This window comes from Chitinophaga sp. H8, assembly GCF_040567655.1.
GTDB classification, from domain to species: Bacteria; Bacteroidota; Bacteroidia; order Chitinophagales; family Chitinophagaceae; genus Chitinophaga; species Chitinophaga defluvii.
Window position 1 is genome coordinate 214,467 of sequence record NZ_JBEXAC010000004.1, and the last position, 16,112, is coordinate 230,578.

Below are 16,112 nucleotides of genomic sequence, written 5' to 3' on the forward strand. Positions count from 1 at the left end.
AAAAATATCGCCTGGTAAAACCTTAGCTCCGTTTTTGTATTGAGAATACCAATCAGTCTTTCTGTATAATAATTAAAAGCGTATTGAAGGATTTCTGTCGTCTGCTCCTTTTTAAACGGCCCGGTGCCGAAATTAGATGCTAAAGCGTCGGATAATATTTTACTTTCTTTGTCAGTTGTTTCCTTCTCATAAAATAGAAATACAAAACCATTATCGAGACGGTATATACTCATTTTATAAGATTTATCTTATTATAATAATGTAAGGTATTAAAAATACTAATTCCAAGTATCAATGCTAAGCAAACATCATCTTCGAAATAATTATTATTAGAAATACTGACAAGCCTTAATCAACCAAATGTTATTGGGCATGATAGCTTCAGTTTTTGATTACTGCTTAGCTGAATGTATCATAGCGTATTATTGTTGCGCATATTAAAGGAGAAACAAAAATGAGGTTGTGGATGATTCATAAAAAGGTTAAAATTTCTCTGATAAATATTATCTCAAAAACTGTATAAATATACACAGTACTATGGATGCAGAAGATTTTTTATCAGATGATTTTTAAATAGTCTAAGATCACCAAGCACTAAATAGGGCAGTCATCCAGGCTAGCGATGTTGTCTGGAAAGACAAAAAGGAATTTTGCTGCCGATCTCAAAGATGTTTACGCTGCTCCCCTCAAACAAGCCGTACTAGTCAGCGCTCTTAGACAATTAATTTTTAATATAAAAATCAGGAAGAAAAGCAGCAGCAACAACTAAAGCCTTTTTTTTAAAAAATAATATTGCGAACTTTCCGAAATTAAAATATTCAGGTAGTATTATGCAAGTTACCCTTTTCATCATGACAGAGAAAGGTCATGCCGTGTTTTCATATTTGATTTAATTAGGTTTTGCTAAAAATATCAATCTCGTTATAGGTTTTCGGGATCCTAACATTGAGAAAGATTATTATGAGGAAATACAATCCTTAGCAAGAGCCAATAATATTCCATTTTCGGATCGCAAAGAGAACCTCTCTATTACAACCTCTTATGCTATTGCGATATCCTGGAGATGGATAATTCCGGATATTTCACAGCTTATTGTATTCCATGATTCAATATTACCAAAATATAGAGGATTTGCTCCATTGGTGAACATGTTAATCAATGGCGAGTCCAAGATAGGAGTAACAGCGCTATTTGCCACAAAAGAGTATGATATGGGGGACATTATTTCAATTAGCGAGCAATCCATCACCTATCCGATTATAATTCAAACAGCTATTCAACTTATCACACGAAATTACAATGAATTAGCAGTTTATGTAATGAGAAAAATTGAAGCTGGAGAACAAATCTCTGCAACTTCTCAATACAAAAAAGATGGTAGTTATTCGGTTTGGTTGGATGAGGAAGACTATCATATCGATTGGAATTGGAATGCCGAAAAAATTGAGCGATTTGTAAATGCGAAGGGGTATCCATATGCTGGAGCATTTACTTATGTTGAGGATAAATTAGTCCGTATTCATCATTTTGAAGTATTATCACCAATAGAGATAGAGAATAAGACTCCTGGTAAAGTAATATTTTTAGAAGATGGCATTCCTACAATTGTTTGTGGTCATGGGCTTATCAAAGTTTTAACAGCAACATATGAAGATGGGACAGCCTTTTTACCTTTATCGAAATTTCGTTTAAGATTTAAATAAAAAGGGGCAAATGCCCCTTTTTTATAGACAATGTGCTTCGCTTTTCCAAGATTGGAATTATCCTAATTATTTGACAGTGGGTATTTATATCCAAATCGGCCTTTGCATTACGTTTCTTACGCTTATTCCCTTTCTGATTTCATCGATGCAAACAATACCAGGTATGTATTGTCTTCTCAATAAACTCCTGCTTACAATACTCACATACTTTGCTTACTCGAATACTACTTGCCATAAACTTTACGGAATTGGTTACAAATCGAAAGAGTATAAAGGTATCATTGGGTATAATACCGTCCTATAATCGCTCTTTTAGTAGCACGAAATCCGGGCTTTTTAAATAATAACCCATAAACAACAAGAAAATAGTAATAAAAGGCAAAGAAAGCATAGCTATCAGCAAGTAAGACCCATTACTATAGTACTAAAGGAAAGAAAAATGACATTAAATAAAACAGCAATACCTCCAATGTAAAAAATAAAACGTATTGAATATCAACAATTTATATAACATGAGAGAGACAATAGGGACAAAAATTTAAGGAAATTAGTAGTAGGTAAGTATCGGAAAATATCATCCTGTTATTGTCTGTTGCAAAAATGCCATTTACATAAACGGTCCAACTTCAAATCCGCACAAACGATAGTGGGTCAATCCGGAGCCTGATAAGGCCAGTTCAGAGCGGGAAGATTCATCTTAAGCGCTAATTTCAAGTTTATATCCTTTGCCACGTATAACAACGATGTTGATGTTGGGATCAGGTTCCAGTTTTTTTCTGAGTTTTGATATGAACATATCAAGACTGCGGCCTACGATAACACCTTCATCCTCCCATATCTCTTTTTGTAGCCTGCTTCGCTCTATGGTCTCATTAGGAGAAGATGCAAAAATATGCAATACCCGGGTTTCGGTTCCGGTCAGGCTTATCTCGTTTCCATTTATTATGAGCTTACGGTTCTTTGCATCAAACAACATTGAGCCCAAAGTGATTGTAACTGTATTTTGACCAGTGGTTGTAACTATATTTTGACTAGTGACTGTAGTAGTATTTTGGCCATCACCTATGGCTCCCTGCGGCTTAACAGATCTCAAAAACATGAAACCAACAAATGCTAAAAATGACAGGCTACCCAAAATATATCCACTTTTTGCTGAATTTATTGCTGCCGGTTTAAATTTAATGTTGATCATGTAACATCCTTGGGGTTGCACTCTTCCCCTACAAGCTATAATATCATTTCTTTTATTGTTGGATATAGCGTATCCATAAGCTATACTGGAGTTGCTACAGTTCAGAACATTAACAACATAATCACTTGCGAGAGGGTCTTTGGCCAACAAACGCCTGGTAATGTTCACCAATGAGTCCGGTTGAAAAGTAAGTTCATTCTCAAAGCTGATCTGGTATTCATTTTCGGTGATCTTTTTTACCGGAAGCACCCTTGATTTACTGTCGCCCGACTGTGTGAGTAGTTCATCTCCTATCCTCCGAAGCAAAACCTCCCTCCTGGCAATATCAAAGCCGTCACTGCCGGTCATACTGAAAGTCACGCATGTTACAGAGATCAACAGGAGGAGTATCAATCCCCACAGGTATTTGCGTTTCCCGGAAGGTAGATTTCGACTGTAAAACATACCATTTTACGATTTATTTACAAAGGTTACATTTTTATTTACAATCCAAATTCCTCTGGCTGAAATATATCAAAGTATTTTTGTTGCATCAACTTTAAAAGGATATGAAAAATAAAAAAAGTGCCTTTTACGAATCTATATCATTTAAATCAACAAAAATTATGAAAAAAATCATTTATGCGCTGATCTTACCGCTGGTTGTGGTAAGCGGACTAGTATTTGCCAATCGTGAAATCAACAATGAAACTTCTAAGAAGCCCGCCCCCAAGCCACTTACTACTGCCGAAAGGGAAGCCGGACGGAAAAAATGGGAGGCTACCCCTGAAGGTATAAAATACATAAACTGGGTAGCTTCTCCCGCAGGCCAAAAAGTGTTTACCTGTATTGCTAAAGTAAGGGGGAACATTAATGATTATACCAATATGGAGGCTGTTGTAACCTCCCTTTCTCTTCCGCCAGGATCAAGATTAGGTTTCGGTGTGATGGCCAGGATTAATGGTGATGATTATATTGTGAAATTTGAGCCTGAAAAGTCTCAACTTGAGCAATTACATAGCCTGAAAGTTAATGACAAGATAATTATAAGAAGCCATAACGTATCGCATGCGCCCAAGTATTCATACCCGATAATATCAGGCGAATATGTAGAACGAGATAGTAAAGTAATTTTTCAGCGTGTCCCCCGCAAAGATGGTTGCTGAGCTAACAAGTGATGAAATACATATTGTACTTATGACTGGTACCTATATCGTACACTTTTTGTAGAGGGCAAAACAAGGCACATCTGCCAAATATGAGTGGCGTGTATCGTTATGATGGAAAGACCATCACGGACTCTGAGAGTAAAGAGAGGTAGAAATAATATGTGTTACTGATTTTAAAATCATTTGTCAATTATTATAATATCTCATTATGACTAAATGCACAAAAGCCTTTGCATCATTTTTTTTATCTCTGTTCTTTTGTATAGAAACAAATATACTGCTTGGACAAAATAATACAACATATTCTAACGAAGTACAAGCAAAAATTAAACAGTTCGAAAACAATTTAGGTTTATGGGTGCAAATAGGGAATCAGCAATTTACACTTGCCGACAGAATGAAAAGTAATCATGTAAACGGAGTAAGTATCGCATTGATAAAAGATTATAAAATAGAGTGGGCAAAAGGATATGGTTGGGCAGATAGTGCGGAACAACGGCCAGTTACAACAAATACATTATTCCAGGCAGGTTCAATTAGTAAATCATTAAACGGGGTTGGTATTTTAAAATTAGCACAGGAAGGTAAATTAAACCTTGATTCAGATATTAATATTTATTTGAGATCATGGAAATTTCCTTATGACTCTTTATCAAAAGGGAAAAAAATAACGATAGCAAATCTGTTAAGTTATACAGCAGGATTAACAGTACACGGATTTGAAGGTTATGAAAAAGGAGATGCCATACCTGCACTGATACAAATTTTAAATGGCGAAAAGCCGGCTAACAGCAAAGCAATCCGGTCAATGTATGAGCCTTCACTTAAATCTGAATATTCAGGTGGAGGAACAACCATATCGCAGTTAATATTACAAGATATAACAGGGCAACCTTACGATACATACATGTGGAATAATGTATTAAACCCAATGGGAATGAGCAATAGCTTTTATACCCAACCACCGCCTGCGGATAAAGAAAATTTATTAGCAACAGGTTATTATAATGATGGGAAAGCAGTGAAGGGGAAGTATCATATTTATCCCGAACAAGCTGCTGCGGGCCTATGGACAAATCCTACAGATCTAGCTAAATATATTATAGAAACACAACTATCATTACAAGGAAAAAGCAATAAAGTACTTTCCCCGGAAACAACCAGGCTTAGATTGACCCCTTATATTGATAACTCCGCAGCGTTAGGAGTGTTTATTATTAAAAAGGGAAATGAAAACTATTTTAACCATGATGGTTCCGATGAAGGCTTTGTTGCTACATACTACGGCAGTATGGAAAATGGGAACGGAGCAGTAGTAATGGCCAATACCGATAATGGAAGCCTGTTAAGCGAAATAGTCAATTCCCTGGCTGCTGTTTATAACTGGAAAGATTTTTATACTCCGAAATTCAAAAAGGTAGTTACCGTAAATAACGAAATTTTGGAATCATACGTAGGAAACTACAAACTACATAGGGATACACTTACTGTTACCCTGGAAAAAGAAGATTTGGTAATAAGGTTAAACAGTAAAACGAAATACAAAATTTATTTTACTTCTGATACTGATTTTTTTATGTTGGAAATGGCTGGATCGGAGCAAAGATTTACAAAAGACAAAAATAAAAAGATAAATGGCTTTGAGATTAATGATAATGGTTATAAAATGCAAGCCGTGAAAATAGAATAGCTAAACCAGCTCCAATATCGGTTCGTCATACGTCATTATAAAAAACGAACTTTCAGCGAAAGCTTTAGTTTTTGCCCGGCTGTCTTTAACCAAAACAACAGTTTTTGGGTATTGGCAACCGGGCTTATTTTCTGAATAACTATTCCTACTTCCCGATACAAAACTTACTGAAAATATAATCCAGCCTGTCTTCATTGGTTACTTCCCCTGTTATCTCACCAAGGTAATGTAAGCACCTGCGAATATCCAGCGACAATAAATCGCCGGAAAGGCCATTATCCATACCTTGTTTTACCTCTTGCAAAGATTCCAGTACTTCCTGCAGCGCAGCATGATGACGGGCATTGGTAATGATGGTATGCTCCGTATTTACATCACCGGAAAGTACTTTATGTACCAGTTGATCTTTCAGGTCTTCGATATGAGCATGATTCTTCGCAGATATAAAAAGTATTTCGGGGAAGTCGGAAAACTTAGCGCTGGCTGCGGCTTCTCCCAATACATCAGATTTATTACCCACCAACAGATAATTTACCTGGGCATTTTCAAAATCGGCCATCTGATTACGTATATCTGTAGCCGTGAGTTCATTTACATCAAACAAATACACCACTACCCCTGCCTCTTTGATTTTCTCCATTGTTTTTTGCACACCGATGCTTTCAATGCTGTCGGCACTTTCGCGGATACCGGCAGTATCAATGAGGCGGAATAATATACCCTGTATATTCAGTATTTCTTCGATGGTATCACGGGTAGTACCCGCAATGTCACTTACAATAGCGCGGTTCTCATTCAGCAGGGTATTAAGTAAAGTGGATTTACCAGCATTAGGTTTTCCCACAATAGCAGTATTTACACCATTCTTAATTACATTTCCCATACGGAAAGAGTCTATCAGGTGGCGAAGTACCAACATAGCCTCTGTAACAAGGTTATACAAACGGGTACGATCAGCAAATTCCACGTCTTCCTGGCTAAAATCCAGCTCCAGCTCTATTAATGCAGAGAAGGTGATCAGTTGTTCCCTTAATGCCTTTAATTCCCTGGAAAAGCCCCCTCTCATTTGTTGCATAGCCGTTTGATGGGAGGCCGCCGAGTTACTGGCAATCAGGTCTGCAACAGACTCCGCCTGGGTAAGGTCCAGCTTACCATTCAGGAAAGCACGTTGTGTAAACTCTCCTGGTTTAGCCAGTCTTGCGCCAGCATTTACACAGGCATCTATAATTTGTTGCTGAATATAGGGAGATCCATGGCAGGATATTTCAATCACATCCTCCCCAGTATAGGAACGCGGGCCTTTATACAAGCTTACTACCACTTCATCTATCACCTTACCGGCAGATACAATGCTGCCAAAGTGAAGCGTATGGCTGGGTTGCTGCAACAAGTCCTTCGCCGGAAACAAACTGTTACAGATAGCAAAAGCAGCTTTTCCACTCAGCCTTATCACAGCAATAGCTCCTACACCTGGCGCAGTAGCCAGCGCTACTATGGTATCATCAAATCCGGTCAGTTTACCTAACATATGAGTTCAGCAGTTTATTGATTGAGCCGGTGCTACCGGAAACTGCAAATTTAAGCTAACAAATAAACTTAAAGCGGTCTTCTCCTAAACAAAAATTCCCCACCGGTATACGGTGGGGAATTTTTGTTAAATATGTTTCGCTAAGACTACTCTTGCAGTGTAAAGCGGATAGGTAAGTTAAACTGTACGGATACCTGACGTCCATTTTGTTTACCAGGTTTCCATTTAGGCATGGTTTTCACCACACGCACAGCTTCTTCTTCCAATCCACCGCCCTTTGCAGCACCTACTGTTTTCACATCCTTGATGTTACCTTCAGAGTCTACCACAAATTGTACGAACACAGTACCGGAAATACCATTTTCCTGCGCTACACGCGGATAGCGGATATTTTTGCTCAGGTACTTAGCCAGGGCTTCTTCACCACCTGGGAAGGTAGGAGGTTGTTCCACAAAAGTGAAGATTTCTTCCTTAGCAGGCGGCGGAGCATCTACCACACCGGTACCTTTACTATCAGACAATAATCCCGGATCGATACCGTTCGGATCACCTTCCACAGTTTTAGTACTTACTGCCTTGTCTTTTAAATCTTCATGCTTTGGAGGTTCTTCCTCTGGTGGCACCTCGTTATCCTTTTTGATCACGGGTGGCGTAAATTGAACTGACGGTTTCACCGGTGGTGGTGGTGCCGGCGGAGGAGGTGGAGGCGGAGGAGTCTTTGGATCATCCGGAATCTTCACATCTTCTATTTTAATTTCCTGAATAACCGGCTTCTTAGGCTTTTTAGCCTCTTCAGCCTGAACATAGTTGTTAATCAGGTAACCACCCAAGATCAATACGAACAGGGAGGCGGTTCCCAGAATGGAGTTCCGTACCCGTTTATCGTACTGTTTTCTTAGATCATAAGCCCCATACTCTTTATTCCTGCCGTCAAACAGGATATCAAGAAAATTGGACTTTAAGATTTTAGCTGAATCCATTGTTAGTTTTTTATGATGGATGCAAAAAATAATATTCCCTGTCTTACTGAACCTTATTAGCAGATTCTGTCTGCTTGATCCAGGTCTTATCCTGATCGCTGATATCTACCGTAGCATAACGCTGAATACGGTTGATCGCCATTTCGTCCAGGATATCCACAAAGTTCTTATAAGTTGAAGCATCATCTGCTTTTATAATCACTACTACATCTTCGGGTTCACCTTTTGCATTTCTCAATTGGGCAACCTGATCCCGCTTCTTGATAATCACATCCCTGATCCCGCCTTTATTCGCAAAATTAGTGGCTTTAAAGAAGTCAGGATTAGCAGATGCATTAGGATCCTGGGCTAAACCCTCATAGTAATATACCTCATCTTTCTTTCCCAAAAGAATGGTCAGCGCAGTACTTTCTTTTACCTTGTTCTGCTCCTTCTCATCTTTGGTATCCTTTGGCATGGTCAAGTCCATTGTTTTGGGCTTGGACATGGTAGTGGTAAGCATGAAAAAGGTAATCAGCAGGAAACCTAAGTCCACCATGGGAGTCATATCCACACGGGTAGACTGCTTCTTCGATTTCGTCCCTTTATGTTTTCCTTTCCCACCACTACTACTGGTATCCATTTCTGCCATAGTGGTAAATTTTAATTTTTTATAATTAGCGGTACCTCCTTCCGGAAATACCAGCCTTTTACTTCTTAGTTGACTCTACCTCAGCTGCAGCAGTTCCCTCAGGAATAGCTTCCAGGTTGGTTACCAGGTTCAGCTTTTGAATGTGCTTGGACTTAAATGTTTCCAGGATTTCCTTGATCTTAGGATAAGGCGTTTCGTTATCCGCCTTGATACAGTATTTCAGTTTCCTGATATCTGCAGCCTGTGCAGCATTACCGTACTCTATCCATACTGCCAGTTCATTATTGGCAGAATCCGTAGGAATACCTTTTTCAAGTCCTGCTGCCTTTCTTTCTTCTGCTCCCATGGAAAGGTAGCTTTTCAGATCCTTCAGATCAGTACCCACACTGGCGCCAGTAATGAAATTATTAATTTCTTTCTGGTCCAGGCCAAGTTTGTACTGTTGATCCAGATCCTGAATCAGCTTTTTCCTTTTTGTCTGGCCATCCATGCTGAAAAACACTCTACCGTCCTTATCCACTGTGAATAACATCACATCAGAATCAGGCAATAAAGTTGCAGCAATAGACGAAGGAGTAACTACCGTTACCGGCTCGTCCGGTTTAAACTTAGTTGCCAGCATGAAGAAAGTTAATAGCAGAAAAGCTACATCACACATCGCTGTCATGTCGACAAGCGTGCTTTTTCTGGGCATTTTAACTTTTGGCATCTTTACTCTTTTTTATGGTTTACTTTAAATAGATTCAAAACCGCATCTTTTCCATAAAATAATCCGGAGATTATTTGTGGTTTGCAGCAAAGCTCTGTGTTAAAGTAAAGCCAGATTCGTCGATAGCATAAGTGATACCATCGATATTGGTAGTAAAGTAGTTGTATGCAATGATCGCGATAGCAGAAGTACCGATACCTAACGCTGTGTTAATCAACGCTTCAGAGATACCTAACGCCAGCTGAGCAGAATCCGGAGCACCGCCACTGGACATCGCGGCAAACGCCTTGATCATACCCAGTACCGTTCCAAACAGCCCCAACAGGGTAGCTACGGAAGCAATAGTAGACAGGAACACCAGGTTCTTTTCCATCATTGGCAGTTCCAGAGAAGTTGTTTCTTCGATTTCATTCTTGATGTTCAGGATCTTCTGATCAGTATCCAATTCAGTGTTGGAGATCATTTCCTTGTACTTTTTCAAGCCGGATTTCAGTACGTTTCCTACAGAACCCTTTTGCTTGTCGCACTCAGCTAATGCTGCATCTACATTTCTGTTTGCCAGGTGATACTGCACTTTTCTTACCAGCTCAGCACCACTAAATTTACCTTTAGCTTTAGATAAGTACAAGAACCTTTCGATTACGAAAGTCAAGCAGATAAGCAATACAGAAACCAGAATAGGTACAATTACCCCGCCTTTGTAAACCGTGCCAAACCATTTACCAATGCCTTCCTCAACTGGATGCGCATCTGGATTTCCGCCCTGGAAGTTACTAGGATTACCTAATACCAGATAGAAAAACAAATAGGCCAGTGCGATACAGATGGGTACTGCCAACACTGCAAATATGTTGGAAGACTTTTTCGGTTGATGAGAAGTCGCGTTAGCAGTAGCTGCAGTCACAGTTGTTTTAGTCTCAGCCATGTTGATTGAATTTTAGTGTTAAAAATTAAACTATTGTTTGTTAGTTAATAATACTTAAATACTGAATCCAGAATGCGTCTCCCCACCTTAATTTACTTATTAATCAGGGATTCGCAAAGTTAGACGCTTGCCTCAAAAAAACAAGTGCAGCTCAAAAAATCACACAAAATTTAACCTACCCGCGTAAAAGCCCTTTAATCAAGCTTTTAACCATTTCCCTTTTGATTGAGCAAACACTTAAATAAGCAAAAAACCTATATGATAAAACTCCTGAACTGACTGTTACTGTCCCAAATCTCGAAATCGATTGATTTTTTTCAAAGTTGGACGCACAATTTAAGAAAATTATTAAAAGTTCCAACAGAAATTTTGCAGTTTCCTTTTTCCGTCCATTCCGCACCTGTCAACGTTTTGCGCATATTTCCCCTCATTTCCTCCTTTTACACCATTGCTCTTTCTTTGTCAAACCAAAGCAGAATAACGCTTTTCACCGCTTTATATTTTGTTGCCCGCTCAGGCAATATAAACATAAATCCACCCATATCAATAAATAAGTACACAAAAAAAGTTGTACTTACAACTATTGTTTTCACGTTTACATCCGCTGTTTACCCGGATATATTTCCATTCCTAAGGCAATTCTAGCGCTTATGGATTTTCCTAATAAGTTACTACAATATATGTTTATTTGCAACGCGCTTCACAAAAAGTGTAAAATTTCGAAAAATCAAAAACCAATTTTAAACCTGAGCAATGAGTAAGTATTTAGAGTGCAAATTCATGCTGGCCATGGCTGGTGTAATTTGCTTTAGTAGCTTGACTACTATGCCTGTCAGCGCACAAAAGAAGAAGAAAGGAGAGCCTGCTCCTGTGGCTGCTGCCAAAGATTCCGTTGCCGGCAAACCTCCCATGGTACCCGGCGGTCCCAAACCTGGTGTAAAGAAATTCAGTGAGGTGATTACTCCAAAAGCTAAGGCTGATTCCGGACTGTTCAATATCTACAAACAGGATGACAGATTCCTCTTTGAAATTTCCGACACCCTCCTTGGGCGTGATATACTGGTGGTAAACCGTATCTCCAAATCTGCTGCCGGCCTCAGAGCAATGATGCTCGGATATGGTGGCGACCAGATCGGCGAAAATGTGATCCGCTTCGAAAAAGGACCTAATAACCGCATCTTCCTGAAAAACATCTCTTACTCGGAAATATCCAAAGACTCTACCCAGCCCATGTTTAATTCTGTTATGAATTCAAACCTGCAGCCTATCGTAGCGGCTTTCGATATCAAAGCTTTTTCAAAAGACAGTACGGGCAGTGTGATCGATTTTACAGATTATATCAGTGGTGATAACGACGTCCTTTACTTTGACCAGCGAATGAAATCAGCACTCAAACTGGGTGCTGCTCAGCCAGATAAGTCTTACATCGTGGATGCCAAAGCTTATCCCGTGAATATTGAAATCAAAGCGGTAAAAACCTATACTAAAAGCGGTGGCCCGGCACTGCCTGGTATGCCCCCTGCTGCGGGAGGTAACGCTACCGTAGAACTGAACAGCTCATTGGTATTGCTTCCTAAAAAGCCCATGCAGCCCCGCTACTTTGATCCCCGTGTTGGTTATTTCACTACCTCTCTGACGGATTTTGATGTGGATCCGCAAGGTGTTAAAAAACTCCAGATGATCACCCGCTGGCGCCTGGAACCCAAGGATGGTGATATGGAGAAATACAAGCGTGGCGAATTGGTTGAACCTAAGAAACCAATCGTTTTCTATATCGATCCGGCTACACCACAAAAATGGCGCTCTTACTTGATTCAGGGAGTGAACGACTGGCAAGCTGCATTTGAACAGGCTGGCTTCAAAAATGCCATAGTAGCTAAAATGGCGCCTACCAAGGAAGAAGATCCTACCTGGTCATTGGAAGATGCCCGGTTCTCTGCGATCGTTTATAAACCTTCCGACATTCCTAATGCCAGCGGTCCTCACGTACATGATCCCCGCTCCGGTGAAATCCTGGAAAGCCATATCAACTGGTACCATAACGTAATGCGCTTATTACGTAACTGGTATTTTGTACAGGCTGCCCCCAACGATCCCCGCGCCAGAAACATGGAGTTCAGCGATGAACTGATGGGCGAACTGATCCGCTTTGTATCTTCTCATGAGGTAGGCCATACACTGGGATTACGCCATAATTTTGGCTCCAGCTCCACCTACCCCGTAGAAAAGTTACGTGATAAAGAATGGGTTAAAAAGAATGGTCATGCGGCCTCTATCATGGATTATGCCCGCTTTAACTATGTGGCACAGCCTGGTGACGGTATTACCGGTGCTGATCTCTATCCCCGCATTAATTACTATGATAAATGGGCTATTGAATGGGGTTATAAATTGCTTCCAAATGCGCCTGATCCGGAAGCTGAAAGGGCTATCCTGAATAAATGGACAGTGGAAAAACTGAAGGATAAAAAGTATTGGTTTGGAACGGAAAGCAATCCGGATGATCCACGTTCTCAAAATGAAGATCTTGGTGATAATGCTATGAAAGCCAGTGCTTATGGCATTAAAAACCTGCAAATGATCATGCCTAACCTCATGTCGTGGACAAAGGTTAATAATGAAGGCTACAGTACCTTAGGAGAATTGTACAAAGAAGTAAGCAATCAATTTGGCCGCTATATGGGGCATGTTGCTAAAAACGTAGGCGGTATTTATGAAACTCCAAAAACGGTAGAACAGGAAGGGGCTGTTTATGAATATGTACCTAAAGCTATTCAAAAGGAGGCGGTACAATTCCTTAATCAGCAGTTATTTACCACCCCTAAGTGGTTACTGAATAAAGACATTTTAAGCAGAGTTGGAGCAGATGCACCTGGCGTTATCTTATCCCGTCAGGAAGGGGTACTGAACAAATTGATGAGTGCCGGTACGCTCAACAAACTGGTAAACGGCGAAGCCCTTAATGGTGCACAGGCTTATCAGGCAACAGAGCTCTTAAATGACCTGAAAAAAGGTGTTTGCAGTGAGCTCTATTCTCACCAGCCAATAGATGTTTTCCGCAGAAATCTGCAAAAGGTATACGTAAGTAACCTGATTGAACTGATCAAACCACCTGCTTCTAATGCCTCCGGAGCACTGGCTGCTATGATGGGAATGGCAGTGGGTCCGAACCCTGCTAAAACAGATGTAGGAAGTATTGCCCGGGCTCAGCTCAATATATTGAAAAATGAAGTCCGTAACGCTGCAGCTGCTGCACCGGATAATATGAGCCGCTATCATTTGCAGGATCTGTCTGAACGAATTAACAAGGCCTTAGATCCTAAATAACGTTTATTATTATACGAATTATTACAAGAGGCTGATCTGCATTGGATCAGCCTCTTGTAATTGATACATCCACCAACACCTTCAGTCTTACCATAGCATATATTCTATACATACCTAACAGCGTATATTCATTATAGTTACTTATATTGTATCTCTTAAAATGAGCACCTTTCATCCATATGCTTAAACGGTTTCTTTCCACTCCACCAGCGCAGCTTTCATTTATAATAGAAATTGCTTAATATAGCCTATTATTCAACCATCAGAAGCCGCATAAACGTGAAAGAACGCACTAATAAAGTTACCATTTATGATATTGCACAGGCGCTCAATCTGTCTGCATCTACCGTATCCCGGGCGCTGCAGAATAATCCGCTGATCAATGAGGAAACACGGGAAAAAGTGCAGCAGATGTCGACCGAAATGGGGTATGTTCCCAACTGGATAGCCTCCAGCCTGCGAAAGAAACGTTCCAATATTCTGGGCCTGATTGTACCACGTACCTCCATGTACTTTCAAAGTACCGCTATCAGTGGTATCCAGCATGAAGCTCATAAATATGGTTTTAGCATCGTCATTGGTCAGTCTGATGATACGGTTGCCATGGAAAAAGAATTAGTGCAGACTTTTTTCTCCCTGCGGGTAGACGGGCTCCTGGCAGTGTCCTCTATGTTTACCACCAATTATGATCACTTTGCGCCTATCATAAAAAATAATATCCCCCTGGTGTTCTATGATCGCGTTCCAATGGACTTCCAGGGTTATACCATTACCGGAGACGATTTCAGAGGAGGGTTTCTCGCCACAGAACATCTTATCCAACAAGGATGCCGCCGCATAGCCCACTTTTCGGGTGTGCTCACCTGCAATCTTTACCAACACCGGCTTGCCGGCTACAAAGCTGCCCTGGCTCAATATGGTATCCCTTTTGACGAACAGCTGTTATATATTCATAATCTGACCACAGATGCTGCTACAGCGGCTGCTCAGCAGGTATTCTCACAGGATACACTACCGGATGGACTCTTTTCAGCAAATGATACATCTGCAGTGGCATTTATCCAGGAGGCCAGAAGGAGAGGCATTGCAATTCCAAAGCAAATCAAAGTAGTAGGATACGCAAATGACTTATCTTCCCGCATTATTACTCCCTCACTCACCACTATAGAACAATCAGGCTATAATATGGGACAAAAAGCGGTAGAAACACTGGTACAACTCATCAATCCAGGAGATAATGTCAAAGTAACTCAAAACTATGTGTTCCCTGTAGAGCTGATCCTGAGAGAATCTACCCAGGCATAATACTCGTTTATATTTTATCAATAACCGCCTACATCTTATATGAAAAATCAGATTATTACCAGCCTTTCCATACTGACGATCGCTGCTTTAAGTAGTTGCAACCGGCATATTTATGTTCCCAATGCGGTAAATGCGCCGTTGCTGAAAGAAAAATATGAATTCAAAGGAAATATCACACCTACCAACCTGCAGACCGCTTTTGCAATCACAGATAATATTGCCCTGATGGCCAATGGTCAGTATGTCTATAATTATAACTTTGATGCCGGCAATAATAACAATAACGACCTTTTTATTGATAATAACACTCGTGGTGGGGTAATTGAAGGGGCTGTTGGCTTTTTTAAGCCACTTGATCTCAAGCAGCGAATGGTGTTTGATGTATATGGCGGGTATGGTAATGGCCGCTTTAAAACACTGGATAAAGGCTACGATAATAGCAACACCCCGTCTAACCCAAATGATTATTTATTAAAAACTCATTTTAATAAGTTTTTCCTGCAGCCTAGTATTGGCTTTGTACATCCGGTGATTGAAGCTGCCTTCAGTTCCCGCTTTTCTGTAGTAAAATTCTATGATCTTTATACAGGTGCGAAAGCATTTGAAAATGATGCTAACCGCAAACTCAACTTTCTGCAGATCCAGGAAAAAGCGCTGCCATTCTTTGAGCCTGCTTTTACGTTTCGGGTAGGATATAAATATGTAAAGTTTCAGATGCAGCTGCTCTTTTCCGTACCACTGAATGATGATACCTATAATGGCTATGATATCAATCAGTATTTCCAGCCGGTGGCATTTGGCATGGGGGCCTCTGTTAATATTGCCCGGTGGTATGATGAATTCCGTAAGAAAAAATAAGTGCATAAAAAAAGCCTCACCGATTACTCGATGAGGCTTTTAAATAACTATGGCAGCTACCTACTCTCCCGCATGATAGTGCAGTACCATCGGCCATGAGGGGCTTAACTTCTCTG

13 protein-coding genes are annotated in these 16,112 nt (G+C 40.2%); 6 read left to right on the forward strand and 7 right to left on the reverse strand.

The window, feature by feature from the left end; genetic code table 11:
* Positions 1-1,091: 1,091 nt before the first annotated feature.
* On the forward strand, positions 1,092-1,703 hold the full coding sequence (locus ABR189_RS29870; protein ID WP_354664216.1) for a methionyl-tRNA formyltransferase: 612 nt from the start codon (positions 1,092-1,094) through the stop codon (positions 1,701-1,703).
* A 697-nt stretch (positions 1,704-2,400) separates the two neighbouring features.
* Here the strand turns inward: ABR189_RS29870 and ABR189_RS29875 are convergent.
* A complete protein-coding gene (locus ABR189_RS29875) occupies positions 2,401-3,243 on the reverse strand; it encodes a winged helix-turn-helix domain-containing protein (protein WP_354664203.1) in 843 nt (280 codons plus the stop codon).
* Between the two features lie 200 nt (positions 3,244-3,443).
* Between ABR189_RS29875 and ABR189_RS29880 the strand changes: the two genes are divergently transcribed.
* Both ABR189_RS29880 and ABR189_RS29885 read left to right on the forward strand, forming a co-directional pair.
* Positions 3,444-4,040, forward strand: coding sequence for a hypothetical protein (locus ABR189_RS29880; protein ID WP_354664204.1), 597 nt, complete (start codon positions 3,444-3,446; stop codon positions 4,038-4,040).
* 211 nt (positions 4,041-4,251) lie between these two features.
* A complete protein-coding gene (locus tag ABR189_RS29885) occupies positions 4,252-5,733 on the forward strand; it encodes a serine hydrolase (protein WP_354664205.1) in 1,482 nt (493 codons plus the stop codon).
* A 145-nt stretch (positions 5,734-5,878) separates the two neighbouring features.
* On the opposite strand, the gene mnmE is transcribed toward ABR189_RS29885, so the two are convergent.
* The 6 genes from mnmE to ABR189_RS29915 form a co-directional block, all read right to left on the reverse strand.
* Complete coding sequence (gene mnmE, locus ABR189_RS29890) at positions 5,879-7,261, reverse strand: tRNA uridine-5-carboxymethylaminomethyl(34) synthesis GTPase MnmE (protein ID WP_354664206.1); 1,383 nt, start codon at positions 7,259-7,261, stop codon at positions 5,879-5,881.
* A gap of 146 nt (positions 7,262-7,407) precedes the next feature.
* Positions 7,408-8,241, reverse strand: coding sequence for a TonB family protein (locus ABR189_RS29895; RefSeq protein WP_354664207.1), 834 nt, complete (start codon positions 8,239-8,241; stop codon positions 7,408-7,410).
* A gap of 43 nt (positions 8,242-8,284) precedes the next feature.
* Complete coding sequence (locus ABR189_RS29900; protein WP_354664208.1) at positions 8,285-8,872, reverse strand: ExbD/TolR family protein; 588 nt, start codon at positions 8,870-8,872, stop codon at positions 8,285-8,287.
* A gap of 58 nt (positions 8,873-8,930) precedes the next feature.
* The gene (locus ABR189_RS29905) at positions 8,931-9,581 is read right to left on the reverse strand and encodes an ExbD/TolR family protein (RefSeq protein WP_354664209.1); all 651 of its coding nucleotides are present in this window, start codon (positions 9,579-9,581) and stop codon (positions 8,931-8,933) included.
* A gap of 70 nt (positions 9,582-9,651) precedes the next feature.
* Positions 9,652-10,506, reverse strand: coding sequence for a MotA/TolQ/ExbB proton channel family protein (locus ABR189_RS29910; RefSeq protein ID WP_354664210.1), 855 nt, complete (start codon positions 10,504-10,506; stop codon positions 9,652-9,654).
* A 440-nt stretch (positions 10,507-10,946) separates the two neighbouring features.
* Positions 10,947-11,099 carry a hypothetical protein gene (locus ABR189_RS29915; protein WP_354664211.1) on the reverse strand — a complete coding sequence of 51 codons (153 nt, stop codon included), beginning with the start codon at positions 11,097-11,099 and terminating at the stop codon, positions 10,947-10,949.
* A gap of 160 nt (positions 11,100-11,259) precedes the next feature.
* Between ABR189_RS29915 and ABR189_RS29920 the strand changes: the two genes are divergently transcribed.
* The 3 genes from ABR189_RS29920 to ABR189_RS29930 all read left to right on the forward strand — a co-directional run bounded on the left by ABR189_RS29920 (position 11,260) and on the right by ABR189_RS29930 (position 15,996).
* The gene (locus ABR189_RS29920) at positions 11,260-13,833 is read left to right on the forward strand and encodes a zinc-dependent metalloprotease (RefSeq protein ID WP_354664212.1); all 2,574 of its coding nucleotides are present in this window, start codon (positions 11,260-11,262) and stop codon (positions 13,831-13,833) included.
* 279 nt (positions 13,834-14,112) lie between these two features.
* On the forward strand, positions 14,113-15,138 hold the full coding sequence (locus ABR189_RS29925; protein WP_354664213.1) for a LacI family DNA-binding transcriptional regulator: 1,026 nt from the start codon (positions 14,113-14,115) through the stop codon (positions 15,136-15,138).
* 39 nt (positions 15,139-15,177) lie between these two features.
* Positions 15,178-15,996 carry a hypothetical protein gene (locus ABR189_RS29930; protein ID WP_354664214.1) on the forward strand — a complete coding sequence of 273 codons (819 nt, stop codon included), beginning with the start codon at positions 15,178-15,180 and terminating at the stop codon, positions 15,994-15,996.
* Positions 15,997-16,112 lie beyond the last annotated feature (116 nt).

What these genes read in the sequence shown, in the direction of transcription:
- mnmE (WP_354664206.1), bottom strand. Translation starts at nt 7,261, where the DNA reads ATGTTAGGTAAACTGACCGGATTTGATGATACCATAGTAGCGCTGGCT.
- ABR189_RS29885 (WP_354664205.1), top strand. Translation starts at nt 4,252, where the DNA reads ATGACTAAATGCACAAAAGCCTTTGCATCATTTTTTTTATCTCTGTTC.
- ABR189_RS29900 (WP_354664208.1), bottom strand. Translation starts at nt 8,872, where the DNA reads ATGGCAGAAATGGATACCAGTAGTAGTGGTGGGAAAGGAAAACATAAA.
- ABR189_RS29895 (WP_354664207.1), bottom strand. Translation starts at nt 8,241, where the DNA reads ATGGATTCAGCTAAAATCTTAAAGTCCAATTTTCTTGATATCCTGTTT.
- ABR189_RS29880 (WP_354664204.1), top strand. Translation starts at nt 3,444, where the DNA reads ATGAAAAATAAAAAAAGTGCCTTTTACGAATCTATATCATTTAAATCA.
- ABR189_RS29910 (WP_354664210.1), bottom strand. Translation starts at nt 10,506, where the DNA reads ATGGCTGAGACTAAAACAACTGTGACTGCAGCTACTGCTAACGCGACT.
- ABR189_RS29930 (WP_354664214.1), top strand. Translation starts at nt 15,178, where the DNA reads ATGAAAAATCAGATTATTACCAGCCTTTCCATACTGACGATCGCTGCT.
- ABR189_RS29905 (WP_354664209.1), bottom strand. Translation starts at nt 9,581, where the DNA reads ATGCCAAAAGTTAAAATGCCCAGAAAAAGCACGCTTGTCGACATGACA.
- ABR189_RS29920 (WP_354664212.1), top strand. Translation starts at nt 11,260, where the DNA reads ATGAGTAAGTATTTAGAGTGCAAATTCATGCTGGCCATGGCTGGTGTA.
- ABR189_RS29875 (WP_354664203.1), bottom strand. Translation starts at nt 3,243, where the DNA reads ATGACCGGCAGTGACGGCTTTGATATTGCCAGGAGGGAGGTTTTGCTT.